The sequence below is a fragment of the Enterobacter adelaidei genome (assembly GCF_041937165.1).
Classification (GTDB): domain Bacteria; phylum Pseudomonadota; class Gammaproteobacteria; order Enterobacterales; family Enterobacteriaceae; genus Enterobacter; species Enterobacter adelaidei.
Window position 1 is genome coordinate 4,313,232 of sequence record NZ_CP154353.1, and the last position, 17,365, is coordinate 4,330,596.

Annotated in this window: 15 protein-coding genes and 1 pseudogene; 5 read left to right on the plus strand and 11 right to left on the minus strand. The window is 56.4% G+C overall.

From position 1 onward, the window contains the following. Positions 1-11 precede the first annotated feature (11 nt). The 3 genes from glgX to asd form a co-directional block, all read right to left on the minus strand. The gene (gene glgX, locus AAHF05_RS21020; RefSeq protein ID WP_129324589.1) at positions 12-1,985 is read right to left on the minus strand and encodes a glycogen debranching protein GlgX; all 1,974 of its coding nucleotides are present in this window, start codon (positions 1,983-1,985) and stop codon (positions 12-14) included. Then, entirely contained in the window at positions 1,982-4,168 is a 2,187-nt protein-coding gene (gene glgB, locus AAHF05_RS21025; protein WP_129324588.1) for a 1,4-alpha-glucan branching enzyme, read from the minus strand. The genes glgX and glgB overlap by 4 nt, the downstream gene beginning before the upstream one ends. Positions 4,169-4,398: 230 nt before the next feature. After that, a complete protein-coding gene (gene asd / locus AAHF05_RS21030; RefSeq protein ID WP_129324587.1) occupies positions 4,399-5,502 on the minus strand; it encodes an aspartate-semialdehyde dehydrogenase in 1,104 nt (367 codons plus the stop codon). A 177-nt stretch (positions 5,503-5,679) separates the two neighbouring features. Here asd and yhgN point away from each other — a divergent pair, with 177 nt between their 5' ends. Then, positions 5,680-6,273, plus strand: a complete 594-nt coding sequence (yhgN, locus tag AAHF05_RS21035; RefSeq protein WP_129324586.1) for an NAAT family transporter YhgN — start codon at positions 5,680-5,682, stop codon at positions 6,271-6,273. A 63-nt stretch (positions 6,274-6,336) separates the two neighbouring features. Here yhgN and tusA read toward each other — a convergent pair whose 3' ends face one another. Further along, entirely contained in the window at positions 6,337-6,579 is a 243-nt protein-coding gene (gene tusA, locus AAHF05_RS21040) for a sulfurtransferase TusA (RefSeq protein ID WP_028018047.1), read from the minus strand. Between the two features lie 167 nt (positions 6,580-6,746). Here tusA and AAHF05_RS21045 point away from each other — a divergent pair, with 167 nt between their 5' ends. Beyond that, positions 6,747-7,412: a 7-cyano-7-deazaguanine/7-aminomethyl-7-deazaguanine transporter gene (locus tag AAHF05_RS21045; RefSeq protein ID WP_129324585.1), complete on the plus strand. Its 666-nt coding sequence runs from the start codon at positions 6,747-6,749 to the stop codon at positions 7,410-7,412. Positions 7,413-7,484: 72 nt separating this feature from the next. Then, positions 7,485-8,042: a DcrB family lipoprotein gene (locus tag AAHF05_RS21050; RefSeq protein WP_049005375.1), complete on the plus strand. Its 558-nt coding sequence runs from the start codon at positions 7,485-7,487 to the stop codon at positions 8,040-8,042. A 4-nt stretch (positions 8,043-8,046) separates the two neighbouring features. Here AAHF05_RS21050 and AAHF05_RS21055 read toward each other — a convergent pair. Then, positions 8,047-9,299: pseudogene (locus AAHF05_RS21055) on the minus strand (MFS transporter). 109 nt (positions 9,300-9,408) lie between these two features. Here AAHF05_RS21055 and AAHF05_RS21060 point away from each other — a divergent pair. After that, a complete protein-coding gene (locus tag AAHF05_RS21060) occupies positions 9,409-10,458 on the plus strand; it encodes an AI-2E family transporter (RefSeq protein WP_108091139.1) in 1,050 nt (349 codons plus the stop codon). 104 nt (positions 10,459-10,562) lie between these two features. Then, on the plus strand, positions 10,563-11,165 hold the full coding sequence (acpT, locus tag AAHF05_RS21065; RefSeq protein ID WP_129324583.1) for a 4'-phosphopantetheinyl transferase AcpT: 603 nt from the start codon (positions 10,563-10,565) through the stop codon (positions 11,163-11,165). On the opposite strand, the gene arnF is transcribed toward acpT, so the two are convergent. The 6 genes from arnF to arnC are packed head-to-tail and all read right to left on the minus strand — an operon-like array spanning position 11,116 to position 17,365. Beyond that, the gene (arnF, locus tag AAHF05_RS21070; protein WP_129324582.1) at positions 11,116-11,520 is read right to left on the minus strand and encodes a 4-amino-4-deoxy-L-arabinose-phosphoundecaprenol flippase subunit ArnF; all 405 of its coding nucleotides are present in this window, start codon (positions 11,518-11,520) and stop codon (positions 11,116-11,118) included. The two genes, acpT and arnF, sit on opposite strands and share 50 nt — an antisense overlap. Then, a complete protein-coding gene (gene arnE, locus AAHF05_RS21075; protein WP_049005370.1) occupies positions 11,517-11,852 on the minus strand; it encodes a 4-amino-4-deoxy-L-arabinose-phosphoundecaprenol flippase subunit ArnE in 336 nt (111 codons plus the stop codon). Before arnE ends, arnF begins: the two co-directional genes overlap by 4 nt. Then, the gene (gene arnT / locus AAHF05_RS21080) at positions 11,852-13,507 is read right to left on the minus strand and encodes a lipid IV(A) 4-amino-4-deoxy-L-arabinosyltransferase (protein WP_129324581.1); all 1,656 of its coding nucleotides are present in this window, start codon (positions 13,505-13,507) and stop codon (positions 11,852-11,854) included. The genes arnE and arnT overlap by 1 nt, the downstream gene beginning before the upstream one ends. Then, positions 13,504-14,406: a 4-deoxy-4-formamido-L-arabinose-phosphoundecaprenol deformylase gene (gene arnD / locus AAHF05_RS21085; protein ID WP_028018056.1), complete on the minus strand. Its 903-nt coding sequence runs from the start codon at positions 14,404-14,406 to the stop codon at positions 13,504-13,506. The genes arnT and arnD overlap by 4 nt, the downstream gene beginning before the upstream one ends. Next, positions 14,403-16,385 (minus strand): bifunctional UDP-4-amino-4-deoxy-L-arabinose formyltransferase/UDP-glucuronic acid oxidase ArnA, encoded by a 1,983-nt coding sequence (arnA, locus tag AAHF05_RS21090; RefSeq protein ID WP_134708531.1) that lies wholly within the window; start codon positions 16,383-16,385, stop codon positions 14,403-14,405. Before arnA ends, arnD begins: the two co-directional genes overlap by 4 nt. Then, positions 16,382-17,365: an undecaprenyl-phosphate 4-deoxy-4-formamido-L-arabinose transferase gene (gene arnC / locus AAHF05_RS21095; protein WP_028018058.1), complete on the minus strand. Its 984-nt coding sequence runs from the start codon at positions 17,363-17,365 to the stop codon at positions 16,382-16,384. Before arnC ends, arnA begins: the two co-directional genes overlap by 4 nt.

The following is a 17,365-nucleotide window of genomic DNA, read 5'->3' on the forward strand; positions in this document are numbered from 1 at the left end:
CTCCTTTTTTATCATCTTTGGAATACACACACTCCGTGCGCAGGCCCGTGCCAGACAGCCATTACTACCGGATTATCCGCTCCGGCAAAGGGGGGAACGGCGCGCCATTCCCCTTCAGGTAAAACAATCTCTGCGACATCATCCGTCGCGTTCAGCGTAACCAGCCATTTATCCGAAAGCAGGATTTGCAGCCGTGGTACACCGTGTTGCCACTCTTGCGCGCTTAGTGGTTGCGCGTCTTTATTCAACCAGCGAACGTTTCCGTCCCCCTCTTCCCACCAGCGGTCGGTGGTCAGGGCCGGGATTTGCTGGCGAAGGTGGATCAGCGCAGCGGTAAAATGGATCAGCCCGCTGTTCGCCTCCCCCCAGTCAAGCCAGGTTAAGGTGTTGTCCTGGCAATACGCATTGTTGTTACCGTGCTGGCTGTGGCCGTGCTCATCGCCCGCCAGCAGCATCGGCGTCCCCTGCGACAACAGAAGCGTTGTCAGCAGCGCATGAACGCTGGCGCGCCGCCGCTCGATAACGTCAAGGCTTCCGCCTAACCCTTCTATACCATGATTGAAGCTATGGTTATTGTTAGTGCCATCGCGATTCTCTTCGCCGTTCGCCTCATTGTGTTTCTGATTGAAACAAACGCAGTCCCTGAGCGTAAAACCGTCGTGCGCCGTCAACAGGTTGACGGTTGCCGACGGTCGTTTACCGTCGCGCTTAAAGAGATCGCTTGACGCGGCAAAGCGCCCGGCAAATTCCCCCAGCGAGAGATTTCGCTCCAGCCAGAAGCGGCGCGCGGCATCGCGATAGTGATCGTTCCACTCGGCAAACAGCGGAGGGAAATTCCCGACCTGATAACCGCCTTCGCCGATGTCCCACGGCTCCGCGATGAGCTTCACCTGCGAGAGCACCGGGCAGTTTTTTATCGCCTCAAACAGCGGCGCCTGCTGGCTGAACGCCGGCGTGCGTCCCATCACGGGCGCCAGGTCGAAACGAAAACCGTCCACGTGGAACGTTTCCACCCAGTATTTCAGGCATTCATAAGCAAAATGCGTGACCGCCGGATGGCTGAGATTGAGCGTGTTACCGCAGCCGGTCCAGTTCTCGTAATCGCCATCCTGCCTGATCCAATAATAGCTACGGTTATCAATTCCGCGCATGGAGAGCGTTGGACCATCGAGATCGCTTTCTGCGCTGTGGTTCAACACCACATCCAGAATGACTTCAATTCCCGCGGCATGGAGCGCTTTCACCGCATCGCGGAACTCGTCCCGCGCTTTTTCCGGATGGACGGCATAGCGGGGTTCGAGCGCGAACATCGCCAGCGGGTTGTAGCCCCAGTAGTTGCTCAACCCCAGCCGCTGCAGACGCGGCTCGCTGGCAAAATGGGCAACGGGTAACAGTTCAAGAGCGGTGATGCCGAGGTGTTTCAGGTAGGCGATCATCGTCGGATGCCCGAGCGCCTTGTAGGTGCCGCGCATCTCTTTGGGGATGGACGGATGCAAATACGTCAGCCCTTTGACATGGGCCTCGTAAATGACGGTGTTGCCCCACGGCGTGGCCGGTGGCGCATCGTCCTCCCAGTCATAGAGATCGTGCACTACCACGCTTTTTGGCACCACATGGGCACTGTCGCGATGGTCAGGCTCACCATAACCAACATGGAAAATCGGGTCGTCTTTAAACTCACCGTCCACGCGGTGCCCACACGGATCAATCAACAGCTTTGCAGGGTTAAACCAGTGCCCTTGCGCAGGTTCCCACGGACCATGAACGCGAAAACCATAGTGCATACCTGGCCGTCCTCCGGCCAGGTAACCGTGCCAGGTATCCCCCGTGCGCGACGGCAAATCGTAACGGTGCTCGTTACCCTCACCGTCAAAAACACACAGTTCTACCCGCTCAGCGTGAGCAGAAAAGAGGGTGAAATTCACACCCTTTCCGTCAAAACTCGCCCCGAGCGGTTCGGGTTGACCTGCCGTAAGCTGCGTCATTCACCCTCCCTCATCAGCCAGATAGTGCCAAGCGGCGGTAGCGTGAGACTCAGGGAGTTTGGCCGCCCGTGACTTTCGATGGCATCGCTTTGCACCAGACCACCATTGCCGGTGTTGCTGCCGTGGTAGTGCATGGAGTCGGTATTCAGGATTTCGCGCCATTTACCCGGTTGATTAATGCCAAAGCGATAGTGTTGACGCGGCACAGGCGTGAAGTTGCTGGCGACGATGATCTCGTTACCCGCTTTATCTCGCCGCACAAAGACAAACACCGAGCGCTCATGGTCATCCACCACCAGCCACTCAAAGCCGTACGGGTCAAAGTCGAGCTCATGCAGCGCTTTGTGATGACGATAGGTCAGGTTCAGATCACGCACCAGACGCTGCACGCCGTGGTGCCAGTTGTCACCGCCTTCCAGCAGATGCCAGTCGAGGCTGGCGTCGTGGTTCCATTCGCGTCCCTGAGCGAACTCATTGCCCATAAACAGCAGTTTTTTGCCCGGGAACGCAAACATCCAGCCGTAGTAGGCGCGCAGGTTGGCAAATTTCTGCCATGCATCGCCCGGCATGCGGTCGAGAATGGATTTCTTGCCGTGCACCACTTCATCGTGCGACAGCGGCAGCATGAAGTTTTCGGTGTAATTGTAGAGCATCCCGAACGTCAGCTTATTGTGATGGTACTTGCGGTGAACCGGATCCAGCTTCATGTAGTCGAGCGTGTCATGCATCCAGCCCAGGTTCCACTTGTACCAGAACCCCAGGCCACCTAATGACGGCGGACGGGAGACGCCCGCAAAGTCGGTCGACTCTTCTGCCATTGTGACCGCGCCGTCCACCTGCTCACCGATAATGCGGTTGGTGCTGCGCAGGAACTCAATCGCTTCCAGGTTTTCACGGCCGCCAAACTCGTTCGGGATCCACTCTCCCTCTTTGCGGCTGTAGTCGCGATAGATCATGGAAGCCACCGCATCAACACGCAGAGCATCAATGCCAAAGCGCTCAATCCAGTACAGGGCATTTCCGACCAGGTAGTTCGCGACTTCACGGCGACCGTAGTTGTAGATCAGCGTATTCCAGTCCTGGTGATAACCTTCTCGCGGGTCACTGTGCTCGTACAGATTCGTACCATCAAACTCTGACAAGCCAAAGTCATCCGACGGGAAATGGCCTGGCACCCAGTCGAGGATCACATTCAGCCCGGCGGCATGCGCGGCATGGATGAAATAGCGGAAGTCATCGCGCGTGCCGAAGCGGCGCGTAGGCGCATACAGCCCGGTTGGCTGATAACCCCAGCTACCGTCGAACGGGTGTTCGTTAACCGGCAGCAGCTCAAGGTGAGTAAAGCCCATCCATTTGGCATACGGCACCAGCTGGTCGGCAAGCTCCCGGTAGCTGAGCCAGAAGTTGTTATCGGTGTGGCGGCGCCAGGAGCCAAGATGCACTTCATAGACGGAGATAGGTGCATCGAAGCGGTTGGCCTGTTTGCGCTCTTCCGTCTGAGTGATCTTCTCTGGCAGGCCACAAATCAGCGATGCCGTATCCGGGCGCATCTGGGCTTCAAAGGCGTACGGGTCGGCTTTAATGCGCAGCTTGCCGTGGGCATCGATCATCTCGAATTTGTAGAGCTGTCCGTTGTGTGCCCCTGGGATAAACAGTTCCCAGATCCCCGTTTCCCGGCGCAGGCGCATCGGGTGACGACGACCGTCCCAGTAGTTGAATTGTCCGACAACGGAGACGCGTTGGGCGTTGGGTGCCCACACGGCAAACCGCGTGCCGGTGATACCATCCATCGTGTCTGCATGGGCACCCAGCGTTTCATAAGGCCGCAAATGGGTTCCTTCAGACAGCAGCCATGCGTCCATCTCCTGCAAAAGAGGGCCAAAGCTGTAGGGATCATCAATGAGATTTTGCTGGCCGTGCCAGATGACGGCGAGCTGATAACGGAAAGGGTTTTTACGACGGGGCATCACGCCAGAGAAGAAACCGCGCGAGTCCAGGCATTCCAGATTGCCCACTTTGCGGCCGGTTTTGGGTTCGATAACCCACACTTCTGTCGCATCCGGTAACAACGCCCGGACTTCCAGCCCGGCCTCTGTACGGTGCATCCCCAGCACGGAAAAGGGGTCGGCAAAATGACCCGCAATAAGCGCATTAATCACGTCTCTATCCACACGATCGGACATGGTATTCATCCTGTTTTTTATGTCGTCCTTTTTTAGCGCCTGGGACGACTTTAATGTGACCTGAACGAGCATCCTCACAGCCCGTCCTAACCTCAGGTAAGAAATGACTCTTCCTTAAAGCATAGCCAACGCTCTAAATGACTCCTGATAAAAAATAAGACATACGCGTTTTACTCCATGTAGTACGCAAAAAAAGGGGGTGAAAATCACCCCCGGTCGTTAACAAATTATTACGCCAGCTGGCGCAGCATGCGGCGCAGCGGCTCGGCGGCACCCCATAAGAGCTGGTCGCCAACGGTGAACGCGGAGAGGTACTCCGGCCCCATGTTCAGCTTACGCAGACGGCCAACAGGCGTGGTCAGCGTGCCGGTCACGGCTGCAGGGGTCAGTTCACGCATGGTGATATCGCGATCGTTTGGTACCACTTTCGCCCACGGGTTGTGTGCAGCCAGCAGCTCTTCCACGGTTGGAATAGACACATCTTTTTTCAGTTTAATGGTGAAGGCCTGGCTGTGGCAGCGCAGTGCGCCAATGCGCACGCACAGACCGTCTACCGGAATGGTATTCGCGGTATTGAGGATTTTGTTGGTCTCGGCCTGGCCCTTCCACTCTTCGCGGGTCTGGCCGTTATCCAGCTGTTTGTCGATCCACGGGATCAGGCCACCGGCCAGCGGTACGCCGAAGTTATCCACCGGCAGCTCGCCGCTGCGGGTCAGCTGGGTGACTTTACGCTCGATATCCAGAATCGCGGACGCCGGGTCTGCCAGCTCGGTCGCGACGCTGTGGTGCAACTGGCCCATCTGGGTCAGCAGCTCGCGCATATGACGCGCACCGCCGCCGGAAGCTGCCTGGTACGTCGCCACGGAGACCCACTCCACCAGATCTTGCGCGAACAGGCCGCCCAGAGACATCAGCATCAGGCTGACGGTGCAGTTACCGCCAACAAAGGTTTTCACGCCGTTGTTCAGGCCGTCGGTGATCACGCCCTGGTTAACCGGGTCAAGAATGATGATGGCATCGTCTTTCATGCGAAGCGAAGAGGCCGCGTCAATCCAGTAGCCCTGCCAGCCGCTTTCACGCAGCTTTGGATAGATTTCGTTGGTATAATCGCCGCCCTGGCACGTGACAATAATGTCGAGTGCCTTCAGCGCTTCCAGATCGTAAGCATCCTGCAACGTGCCTGTGGTACCACCAAAGGACGGAGCAGCCTGGCCGAGCTGGGAAGTGGAGAAGAAGACCGGGCGGATAGCGTCGAAATCGCGCTCTTCAACCATGCGTTGCATGAGTACAGAGCCGACCATACCGCGCCAGCCGATAAAACCAACGTTTTTCATAGCATTTTTTTCCTGCAGAGGGTGTGTGCTGTTTGTGCAAGCCAGTATTGAACTGGGATATGCTTCACATTACAAAATGCTGCCAAAGTCGCAAGCGAAATTAATCGATGATTGCCCGGCAATCAGAAAAAGAGCTAATCATCATAATAACCATAGAGAGTTTCAGGGATAATTTACATGAGTGAAATCATTTCCGCGGCGGTTTTATTGATCCTGATAATGGATCCACTCGGAAACCTGCCGATCTTCATGTCGGTGCTGAAGCACACCGAGCCAAAGCGTCGTCGGGCGATCATGGTCCGCGAGCTGCTTATCGCGCTGCTGGTGATGTTTATCTTCCTGTTTGCGGGCGAAAAAATCCTCGCCTTCCTGAACCTGCGTGCCGAAACCGTGTCGATTTCCGGCGGGATTATCCTGTTCCTGATTGCCATAAAGATGATTTTCCCGAGCGCGGAAGGCAGCAGCAGCGGCCTGCCTGCGGGTGAAGAGCCATTTATTGTGCCGCTGGCGATTCCTCTCGTCGCCGGGCCGACCATTCTGGCGACGCTGATGCTGCTGTCACATCAGTATCCGAACCAGATGAGCCATCTGGTGATTGCCTTACTGATCGCCTGGGGCGGGACATTTATCATCCTGCTGCAGTCGTCCCTGTTCCTGCGCCTGCTGGGAGAAAAAGGGGTCAACGCGCTGGAGCGCCTGATGGGGCTGATTCTGGTGATGATGGCGACGCAGATGTTCCTGGACGGGATACGGACGTGGATGAAGGGGTGACGTTCTCCCTCTCCCGAAAGGAGAGGGTCGGAGTGAGGGCATCAGGCCGCAGGGGCTGCCCATCTACCCTTTACGAATCAAATACCGGTACGGCAGCGCTTCAGTCTGCTGAGCCACCAGCTCATGCTCCATAAAGGTACAAAATCCGGGGATATCGCGGGTGGTCGCCGGGTCGTCGGCGATGATCAGCAGCGTTTCGCCGGATTGCATGTTACGCACGGTTTTGCGCACCATCATTACCGGCTCCGGGCAGCGAAGGCCCTGGGCATCAAGAGTGTGGTCCGGGCTGGAAAACAGGTCGGTCATGATTTTCTCGGTCAGGTAAAAACGGCTGTAGTTTACGCCCCGTAGCGATCAATGCAAACCAGGTTAACGATTGCGTAAAAACTAACCATTGCAATGTCTGCCCAAAGCAGTATCATGCTGCGGTTTTTATTGGGTTCCCTCACCCCAACGTATAAAAAGGTCACAATATGACGCAGTTTTCTGAATCGCAGCGCGTAAAAGCGTTGTTCTGGCTTTCGTTTTTCCATTTGCTGGTGATCACCTCCAGCAACTATCTGGTACAGCTTCCCATCTCCATTTTTGGTTTTCATACCACCTGGGGGGCGTTCAGTTTTCCGTTTATTTTCCTCGCCACCGATTTGACCGTGCGAATTTTTGGCGCACCGCTGGCTCGCCGCATTATTTTTGCGGTCATGCTCCCGGCGCTGTTCGTGTCTTACGTGATTTCGTCCCTGTTCTATATGGGCAGTTGGCAGGGTTTTGAGGCGCTAACCCACTTCAACCTGTTTGTCGCCCGAATCGCCACCGCAAGCTTTATGGCCTATGCGCTGGGGCAGATCCTCGACGTGCATGTGTTTAACCGCCTGCGCCAGAATCACCGCTGGTGGATGGCCCCGACCGCCTCGACGCTGTTCGGTAACGTGAGCGATACGCTGGCCTTCTTCTTCATCGCCTTCTGGCACAGCCCGGATGCGTTCATGGCCGAGCACTGGATGGAGATCGCCCTGGTGGACTACTGCTTCAAGGTGCTCATCAGTATTGTCTTCTTCCTGCCAATGTATGGTGTGCTGCTGAATATGCTGCTGAAAAGGCTGGCAGATAAATCTGAAATCACGGCATTGCAGGCTGGTTAAGGGTTCGCTTTATCAGTTGTGATAAGATGAGCGAATGAGCCGTTATGGCCGTTTATCGAAAGGAAGAAGTCAATGCGCAATCTGGTTAAATATGTCGGGATTGGCCTGCTGGTTGTGGGTCTTGCTGCCTGTGATAACAGCGACACGAAAACGCCTGCTCAGGGTGCATCTGCAGAGAGCAATGCGACCGGTCAGCCGGTGAATCTGCTGGATGGCAAACTCAGTTTCTCTCTGCCAGCCGATATGACTGACCAGAGCGGTAAGCTGGGCACTCAGGCGAACAATATGCACGTTTATTCCGACGCAACCGGGCAGAAAGCCGTCATTGTGATTGTGGGTGACGACACAAGCGAAGATCTGGGCGTGCTGTCAAAACGTCTGGAAGATCAGCAGCGCAGCCGCGACCCGCAGCTGCAGGTGGTGACCAATAAATCCATCGAACTGAAAGGCCACACGCTGCAGCAGCTGGACAGCATCATCTCCGCGAAAGGCCAGACCGCGTACTCGTCTGTGGTGCTGGGTAAGGTCGATAACAAACTGCTGACTATGCAGATCACCCTGCCAGCGGACGATCAGCAGAAAGCGCAGACTGCGGCTGAAAACATCATTAACACCCTCGTGATCCAGTAATCCTTCACGAGGATGACGTGGCCTCCGGTGCCTGCACCGGGGGCCATTTTTTTAGCCGCCATGTCAGCATCAAGGCGATAACCACCAGACCCGCCGCAGCAAGATAAATAACCGGTACTCCTGCCCAGGTCATCACCAGCCCTGCCAGCGGGCCGGTAATGCCCAAAGACATATCCATAAATACCGTGTAGGTTGCCAGCGCCGCCCCCTGGTTCTGCTGCGGCACGGCTTTTACCGCCACCACCCCCAGCGCCGGGAAGACCAGTGAAAAACCTGCACCCGCAAGGAAGACGCCCACTTTTGCGACCCATGGCACCATCGCTATGCCGGTCAACAGCAGCCCGACTATCTCTACCGCAAAGCAGATCATTGCCACGTTCAGCCCGCCCAGACGGTTGATACCGTTCGGGAAAAGCAAACGCGCGCCAACAAACGCGCAGCTAAACAGGGTTAACGCGAAAGCTGCGCCGTCCCACCCTTTGGCGTCATAGAAAAGGGTAATGAAGGTCGCAATCACACCGAACCCCGTTGTCGCCAGCGCCAGGGCCATACCATACGGCCAGACGCGCCCGAGCACCGCCCGAAACGGCAGTGGCTTGCCTTTGCTGGCCTTCACTTTCGGGCGCGGCAGCGCAAAGAGGATCGCCAGAGCCGCAACCGCCATAATGGTAGTCGCCAGCCCATACAGACCACCAAACGCATAACAGGCCACACCAAGCGGCGCACCCAGCGCCATTGCGCCGTAGGTGACAATGCCATTCCACGAAATCACCCGACCAATGTGCGGCGCGCCTACCACCCCCACGCCCCACAGTGTCGAACCGGTTCCCGCCAGACTTTGACCGATACCCAGGATCACGCGACCCAGGCAGAGCAGTACCAGGCTAACCAGGGGCCAGTGGCTGGTGGTGGCGGCCAGAAAATAGCTCAGGCCACTCAGAAAGCAGCCGCACAACCCTACAACCACGATGCTTTTTGGGCCGAAAAGGTCCGCGTAATGCCCGGCATGCGGACGGCTCAGAAGCGTGGCGAAATACTGCAGGCTAATCACCAGCCCCGCCCAGAAGGCGCTAAAGCCCATCACGTCATGGACATAGCCAGGCAAAACCGCCAGCGGCAGGCCAATGGTCAGATAACTGGCGAAATTGAAAATAACAACGGAGACGATGCGCAGATTGAGGCGCAGTCCGCTCAGCGCCGGTTCAGCGGCAGGTTCGGGCATGAGGTTCTACCTGGATTTTTACAACAGTGTTTCACTATTACCACGACACAATAAGAAAATCAGCACCGACTTTCAGATTAACAGCCCCAGACGAAGCGAACCGCGGACACTAAACTTACCGGGTCATCATTTTAAGGAACGCGTATGATCGCTAACCCGTCCGACAAAGCTGGGCTCCACATCTTATTAAAACTCGCCTGCCTGGTGGTTATCCTTGCGGGTATCCATGCCGCGGCTGACATTATTGTGCAGCTCCTGCTGGCGCTCTTTTTTGCCATTGTGCTTAATCCACTGGTGAGCTGGTTTTTACGTCGGGGCGTCAGTCGCCCGGTGGCCATCACCATCGTCGTCATCGTGATGCTAATTGCCCTGACGGCGCTTTTCGGCGTGCTGGCGGCTTCGCTGAGCGAATTCTCCACGATGTTGCCACAGTACAACAAAGCGCTGACGCGGAAGATCGTGGCGCTGCAGGAAATGGTGCCTTTCCTTAATCTGCATATCTCGCCAGAGCGGATGCTGCGCCGGATGGATTCAGAGAAAGTCATGACCTACGCCACCACCCTGATGACGGGACTTTCCGGCGCGATGGCCAGTATTCTTCTGCTGGTCATGACGGTGGTGTTTATGCTGTTCGAAGTGCGCCACGTCCCCTATAAGCTGCGCTTTGCGCTGAATAATCCACAAATTCACATCGCCGGATTACACCGCGCGTTAAAGGGCGTCTCCAAATATCTGGCGCTGAAAACGCTGTTGAGCGTCTGGACCGGCGTGATTGTCTGGCTGGGGTTGATGTTGATGGGCGTGCAGTTTGCGTTGATGTGGGGCGTACTGGCGTTTTTGCTCAACTATGTGCCCAATATTGGCGCGGTACTCTCCGCCGTACCACCGATGATTCAGGCATTCCTGTTTAATGGTTTCTATGAATGCATGTTGGTCGGGGCACTTTTCCTCGTCGTGCATATGGTGCTGGGGAATATTCTCGAACCGCGCATGATGGGGCACCGGCTGGGCATGTCGACGCTGGTGGTATTCTTATCGTTACTGATCTGGGGATGGCTGCTGGGCCCGGTCGGGATGCTACTGTCGGTCCCGCTAACCAGCGTGTGTAAGATCTGGATGGAAACCACCAAAGGCGGAAGCAAGCTGGCGATCCTGCTCGGGCCAGGGCGACCGAAAAGCCGATTACCAGGGTGAGCATCCCTGTCTGGTTAGCAATTCAAGGGGGCAATGGATTATAGTAATAGTTTCGCCGCTCAACTTTACGGCTATCATCGTTTTAACTGAAGGCCAGACGCTATATGTACCAGGTTTTTCTGGGAAAAATTTCCTCGCTGAGCACAAACGGCTGGGCTGAAGCACTCTCCCGAAACGCACCGGAAGGCGCTCAGCGTGCTCGCTGGCTGGCCGATCACGGGTTGCTTTCTCGGCTGTTGGCTCCAGAACAACTCCCGGAGATTATCTACAGCGAACAAGGGAAAGCCATTTTTGCTGGCGACTATCCACTGTGGTTCAGCAGTAGCCACTCGGGCGACGATATTGCGTTAATTATCAGTGATGAAGGCGATGTTGGCTGTTCACTGGAACACATTCGCCAGCAGGATAACTGGCGTACGCTTGCCAATGCCGTGTTCAGCAATGCCGAGCATGATGAGCTGGAAAAGGAAACGCCAGAAGGCCAGCTTACTGCATTCTGGCGCATCTGGACGCGAAAAAAGGCGATTCTTAAACAACGCGACGGTCATGCCTGGCAGATGGTCAGCATTGACAGTTCAGCCCGCGCGCTCCATTCATCAAGCCAGTGCCAGGTCGGTTTACTCAGCCTTGCCGTTTGCACCGCAACACCCTACGAACTCACTGCCGCGCGGATTCATTCGATTGACGACGCACTGGTCGGAAAATAGTCAACACGCCCAGAATAATAAACCCAACCCCCACCAGCCCGTGCCAGGAGAAACGTTCCTCCCAGCCTGGCAACAGGATTGCGGCGCCCCACACCAGGATATAACTGAGGCTCAGCAAGGCATACGCTTTGCTGAGCGCCATACGATGCAAGGCCAGATACCAGCAGCCCATAGAGGCTACATACCCCGTTAACCCCAGCAGCAGCGCACCGGTACCGGATGAGAAATGCCAGAGGGCAGAAATTAACGCCAGGACATCACTGACGGGGGGAAGCGCCTGCATGGCGCTTCGCAGCAGGAGCTGCGCGGCGCTGACTAACAGTACGCTGCATAGGGCCCAGAACGTTCCTTTCACAGGCTTCCTCCCAGTACAATAATGCCAATGATGATAAACCCAACACCCAGCCAGTGATGCGAAGCAACGTTCTCACGCCAGACGGTCTTCGCCGCCAGCGTCACCCAGACAAAATTGAGGCTTAACATAGGGTAAGCAATGCCCACAGGCATACGTTGTAAGACCACCAGCCAGACCAGCATCCCGCAGCCCAATGCCAACAGGGCCAGGCCAAGCCACAGCGCGATATGTACACCACGCCGCCCGGCTTTCGCCGGACGGGTGGCTTGTTTCTGGCAAAGTTGTCCCGCACAGCTGAGCAAGCTTGCCAGTATCAGCCAGAGCCAGGTCATCACTTCGGTAGATACTGAAGGTAGGCCAGACGACCCTGGATATACACGCTGTCCGGTTCTGGCAAATTAGCCCGCTTAAGATCGTCGCTTTTTGACAGCAGAATCACCAGCGATATGCGCCCCTGCTGTCGATGTTCCGCCAGCCACTCTGCGAAATCAGCTTTACCCACAAAACGGTCTTTCACATCAGGGTAATCCAGGCCATAGCGCAGTTCCCCACTCTGACCAAACAGAATGATGTCATTACGCTTAAGCTCCCACGCCAGGCCAGAGGCCACACCGACGTTATTGGCCAGCACAAACCGACTGTCCTGCAGCGGATCGCGCACGGTGTCGACCAGCGACTGCGGCTGTTTGGAATCCACCACCAGGTTAGGAATGGCAAAACCAATCAACAACGCCAGCCCGGCAGGACACAACGCCGCTAACCACCAGCGCTGCTGACTCTGCCTGAGCGTAAACCAGCCCACCACGGCCCAAATCAGGAACGCGACCACCGCGCAGAAGACTTTATACAGCTCAACCGACGTCCAGACCGGGTGTTTAGACAGTCCCCACGGCGAGACGACCAGAGCGGCCACCACGCCAATGGCGCCAAATGCCAGGTTGATCCCCCCGTTAATGCGCAGCACGCGAGCACCTTTTTCCGCCGCGAGGCAGGCATAGCGCGCCATCAGAATCGCCAGCGGGGCGAAGCACGGCAGGATATAGGTCGGCAGCTTGCCTTTGGCAATGCTGAAGAACAGCAACGGCATAACCACCCAGCCCAACAGATAGAACCCGCCAGCCGCGTTTTGCCTGTCATTCCAGCCAAGACGGAACGCGCCGGGCAGCAACGCTAACCACGGCAGGCTACCCGCGACCAGGAACGGCAGGTAATACCAGAATGGCGCTTTGTGCTGGGCATCGCTCTGGGCAAAACGCTGAATATGCTCAACCCAGAAGAAGTAACGCCAGAAATCAGGCTCACGATGAGCAATCGCCAGTGCCCAGGGCAGGACAATCAGCACACAGCTCAGGATTGCCAGCCAGCCAAAAATCAGCACCTCTTTCCAGCGCTTTTGGGCGATAACCCACGGCAGCACGCCAATCACCGGTACTGCCAGCGCCAGGAAGCCTTTGGTCATCACCCCCATACCGCAGGCCAGCCCAAGCAGCACATACCCCCCTGCTTTTCCGGCAACCGTTTCAGCCTGGGAAGCCAGCCAGAAGCTGCACATCGCCGCCACCAGCCACAGGGTGATGATGGGGTCCAGTACGGCATACGTACCGATGCCGTACACCAGGAACAACGTCAGGAAGATAAGGCCGGAGAATATGGCAACGCGTTTATCCCGCCACAGACGCCAGGCCATCCAGATAACCAGCAGCGCCGCAAACCCGGTGGAGAATATGGCCCCGGCGCGCACGGCAAGGTTTGTATCCCCAAACAGCAGTTGCCCGATACTGTTGATCCAGTAGCCCGCAATCGGTTTTTCAAAGTAACGCAGCCCCAGGAAATGCGGGACAACCCAGTCTCCTGATGCCAGCATTTCGCGGCTAATTTCCGCATAGCGCGTTTCATCAGGCTGCCACAGCAGGCGGATATCGACAGGGATGAGGTAGTAAACGATAAACAGTGCGAGAAGCGCTAAGCCATAACGGGCTGTTTTCATGGGGCCGGACTCACGGTTTGTTGATAGCCAAGCCAGCCTTCCCGGCCAGCCAGTTCATTACGTACTATTTTGCCCACGGGCAGGACGCTGAGATCGTCTGGCAGCAGTTCACTCAAGGGACAGAACTGAATCCCCTCCTGAGCAGCCATCGTCAGCAGCTCATCGAAATCATGCTGATACGCAATCCCTTCCACTTCTGCGTGGATGGTATACACCGGCGTACCGGTATCGCGATGCATGCGGTCCAGAATGTAGCGATTGAAATCCTCTGCCTTCACCTCGCGGCCAACCACTTCATCCCAGGTGGGAAGCGTGACCGGGATCTGCACCGTCCCGTAGCGATTTTCCCCTAACAGCGGTAAAAATGGCCCGGTCCCGCGACAGTCGCTGTTGTAGCGGAATGCGAAGGATTCTTTAGCTTTCACAACACGTTGGTCCGCACGCCATCCCGCCACGGCGGAGCAGCGCACAGGCTGGCAGGTAATCGCCTCCAGCTCCAACATACCGCGCTCGACTTCACGGGTCAGGCGCGATATGTCCCAGACGCCAGCCCACGCTTGCCAGGCATGGTGATCCCAGGCATGCAGGCCGACCTCGTGTTGCCGTGTCGCTTCACGGATAATCGCTTCATTACCCGCGCCGATACGCCTGCCGGGCCATGCGGTCCCGGCCAGCAAAATATCCCAGCCATAGAGGGATGCTGCGCGTGAGCGCAGCATTTTGAACAGAAACGCCGGTTTAATCAGACGCCATAAATGGCGTCCCATGTTGTCAGGCCCCACGCTGAAGAAAATGCTTGAACGCACATCGTGCTTGCTCAGCAGTTCCAGCAGTTTGGGTACGCCGTCACGCGTCCCCCTGAAGGTGTCGACATCAATGCGTAAACCGACTTTTTTCATGAGTCCTGTTCCGACAGCTCCACAGTGCGCAGGAAGAAATCGAGCGTCTCATCAATAGTCAGCTCCATTTTCACCGTCGGCGTCCAGTTCAGGCAGCGTTTCGCATTGCGAATGCTTGGCTTACGGTGCTCAACGTCCTGATACCCTTTACCGTAGTAGCTGCTGCTTTCCACTTCACGGAAACCGGCAAACGGCGGGAATTTATCGCGCAGTGGATGGCGCTCAAAGCTTGCCAGCAACATCTCTGCCAGTTCACGAATGCTCGCTTCGTTGTCCGGGTTACCGATGTTGATGATCTCACCGTTGCAGCGGTTATCTTTGTTTTCGATGATGCGGAACAGCGCTTCGATACCATCGCTGATATCAGTAAAGCAGCGTTTCTGTTTGCCGCCTTCGATAAGCTTGATTGGGGAGCCCTCAACCAGGTTCAGGATCAGCTGCGTGATCGCACGTGAGCTACCGATACGCGCCGCGTTCAGGTTATCCAGACGTGGGCCCATCCAGTTAAACGGACGGAACAGGGTAAAGCGCAGGCCTTCTTTCTCACCGTAGGCCCAAATCACGCGGTCCAGCAGTTGTTTGGAGACGGAATAAATCCAGCGCTGTTTGTTGATCGGCCCGACCACCAGATTGGAGGTGTCTTCATCGAAGTTTTTGTCGGTACACATGCCGTACACTTCAGAGGTGGACGGGAAGATGATGCGTTTGTCGTATTTTACGCAATCGCGGATGATCTTCAGGTTCTCTTCGAAGTCCAGCTCGAACACGCGCAGCGGGTTACGGGTGTACTCAATCGGCGTAGCAATGGCAACCAGCGGCAGCACCACGTCGCATTTTTTAATGTGATATTCGATCCATTCGGAATGGATGCTGATATCCCCTTCCACGAAGTGGAAACGCGGGTTATCAAGGAAACGGCTGATCGCATCAGAGCCGATATCCAGACCATAGATTTCGTAGTTATCGTCTTTGAGCAGACGTTCGGTCAGGTGGTTCCCGATAAAGCCGTTCACGCCGAGGATCAACACGCGAGTGCGGCGTTTGATGGCAACAACTGGCGCACTGGTGATCAGCGCCCCGGTCACCAGACCTAAAGACTGTGCCAGCTGAGTACCCTGAACATACAGACCGTTATCGGTTTGTCCGGTGACGATCTCCAGAGCTTGCTCACCACAGCTCACGATCAGCGGGGAGACAGAGATAACGGTACCCGGTTTTGCCGCTGGAATGTCGTCGCGCACGCGGGATTTCCAGACGATAAATTTGCTGACACCCGCAAAACTGTAAGCGCCCGGCCATGGATCGGTCACCGCACGCACCAGGTTGTGCAGCTGGCGAGCGGGTTTGTTCCAGTCCAGACGACCATCTTCCGGTGCGCGGCGGCCAAAGGTGCTCGCTTTGCTCTCATCCTGCGCAGTCTCGCTGAACGTACCGCCAAGGATCGCTGGCAGTGCATCACGCAGCAGCGTCTGCGCGGTTGCATTCAGCTTTTGATGCAGCTGCAGCGCCGTCTCGTCGGCATCAATAGCCACTTTCTGCTGTGCCACGATAGCGCCCGCATCCGCACGATGCACCATACGGTGCAGGGTCACGCCGGTTTCGGTTTCACCATTGACCAGTACCCAGTTCAGCGGCGCGCGGCCACGGTAGGCCGGCAGCAGGGAGCCGTGAAGGTTGAATGCCCCTTTGGCGGCCAGACCTAAGATCTCGTCGGAAATCAGGTTACGGTAGTAGAACGAGAAGATAACATCAGGCGCGAGCGCGCGGATGCGATCCACCCACAGCGGGTGGTTTACATCGTCCGGTGCATAAACCGGAATACCACGCTCAGCGGCGATACGCGCTACAGAGCCGAAAAAGTTGTTCTCTCCCGCCGTGTCCGGATGAGTAAAGATTGCAGCAATGTCGTAGCCCGCTTCCAGCAGGGCCAGCGTGCCCGTGCACCCCATATCGTGATAGGCAAATACAACAGCTTTCATGGGTGGATTTCCTCTTGAGATGCTTTGTGTTCCTGACGGACAACACGTTGAATAAAGTAGCGCGGACGTGCGCGAACATCGTTATAGATACGGCCAATGTATTCACCCAGCAGGCCCATTCCGACAAACTGGGCGCCGATGAACATAAACAGTACGGCAAAGAGCATGAAGACCCCTTCCGCCGCCCACTGCGGGCCAAAGACCAGGCGCAGCACGACCAACAGTACGGACAGCGCAAACCCGGCCACGGCGATGATGCTGCCGAAAACGCTCAGCAGGCGCAGCGGTGTGGTGGTCAGGCAGGTGATGAGGTCGTACATCAGGTTGATGAGGCGCATAAAGCTGTACTTCGACTCCCCATGCTCGCGCTCGGCATGCATAACCGGGATTTCCGTGGCCTTGCGGGCAAAGGTGTTAGCGAGAATCGGAATAAAGGTGCTGCGCTCATGGCAATGAAGCATGGCGTCGACAATATGGCGGCGGTAGGCGCGCAGCATGCAGCCATAATCGCCCATCGCTTTACCGGTGGTGCGCTGGATAAGGCGGTTGATGGTGCGTGAGGCCAGCTTACGGAACATACTGTCCTGACGGTTTTGACGCACCGTGCCGACGACGTCATAGCCTTCATCGGCTTTCGCCACCAGGCGCGGGATCTCTTCCGGCGGGTTTTGCAGGTCAGCGTCCAGGGTGATGATCAGATCGCCCGTGACGTGGCTGAACCCGGCCATAATGGCGGAGTGCTGGCCGTAATTACGGTTGAGCAACACGGCCACAACATGGCTGCCTTCTACCTGTGCGGCTTCGGTCAGCATCAGAGCGGAATTATCACTGCTGCCATCATCCACCAGCAGAATTTCATACGCTTTGCCCATGGTGTCGCAGGCGGCGGTTGTGCGGCGGATCAGTTCAGGCAGGCTCTCCTGCTCGTTATAAACAGGGATCACCACAGAAACTTTTTGTACAGGCGGTGCACTGAACAT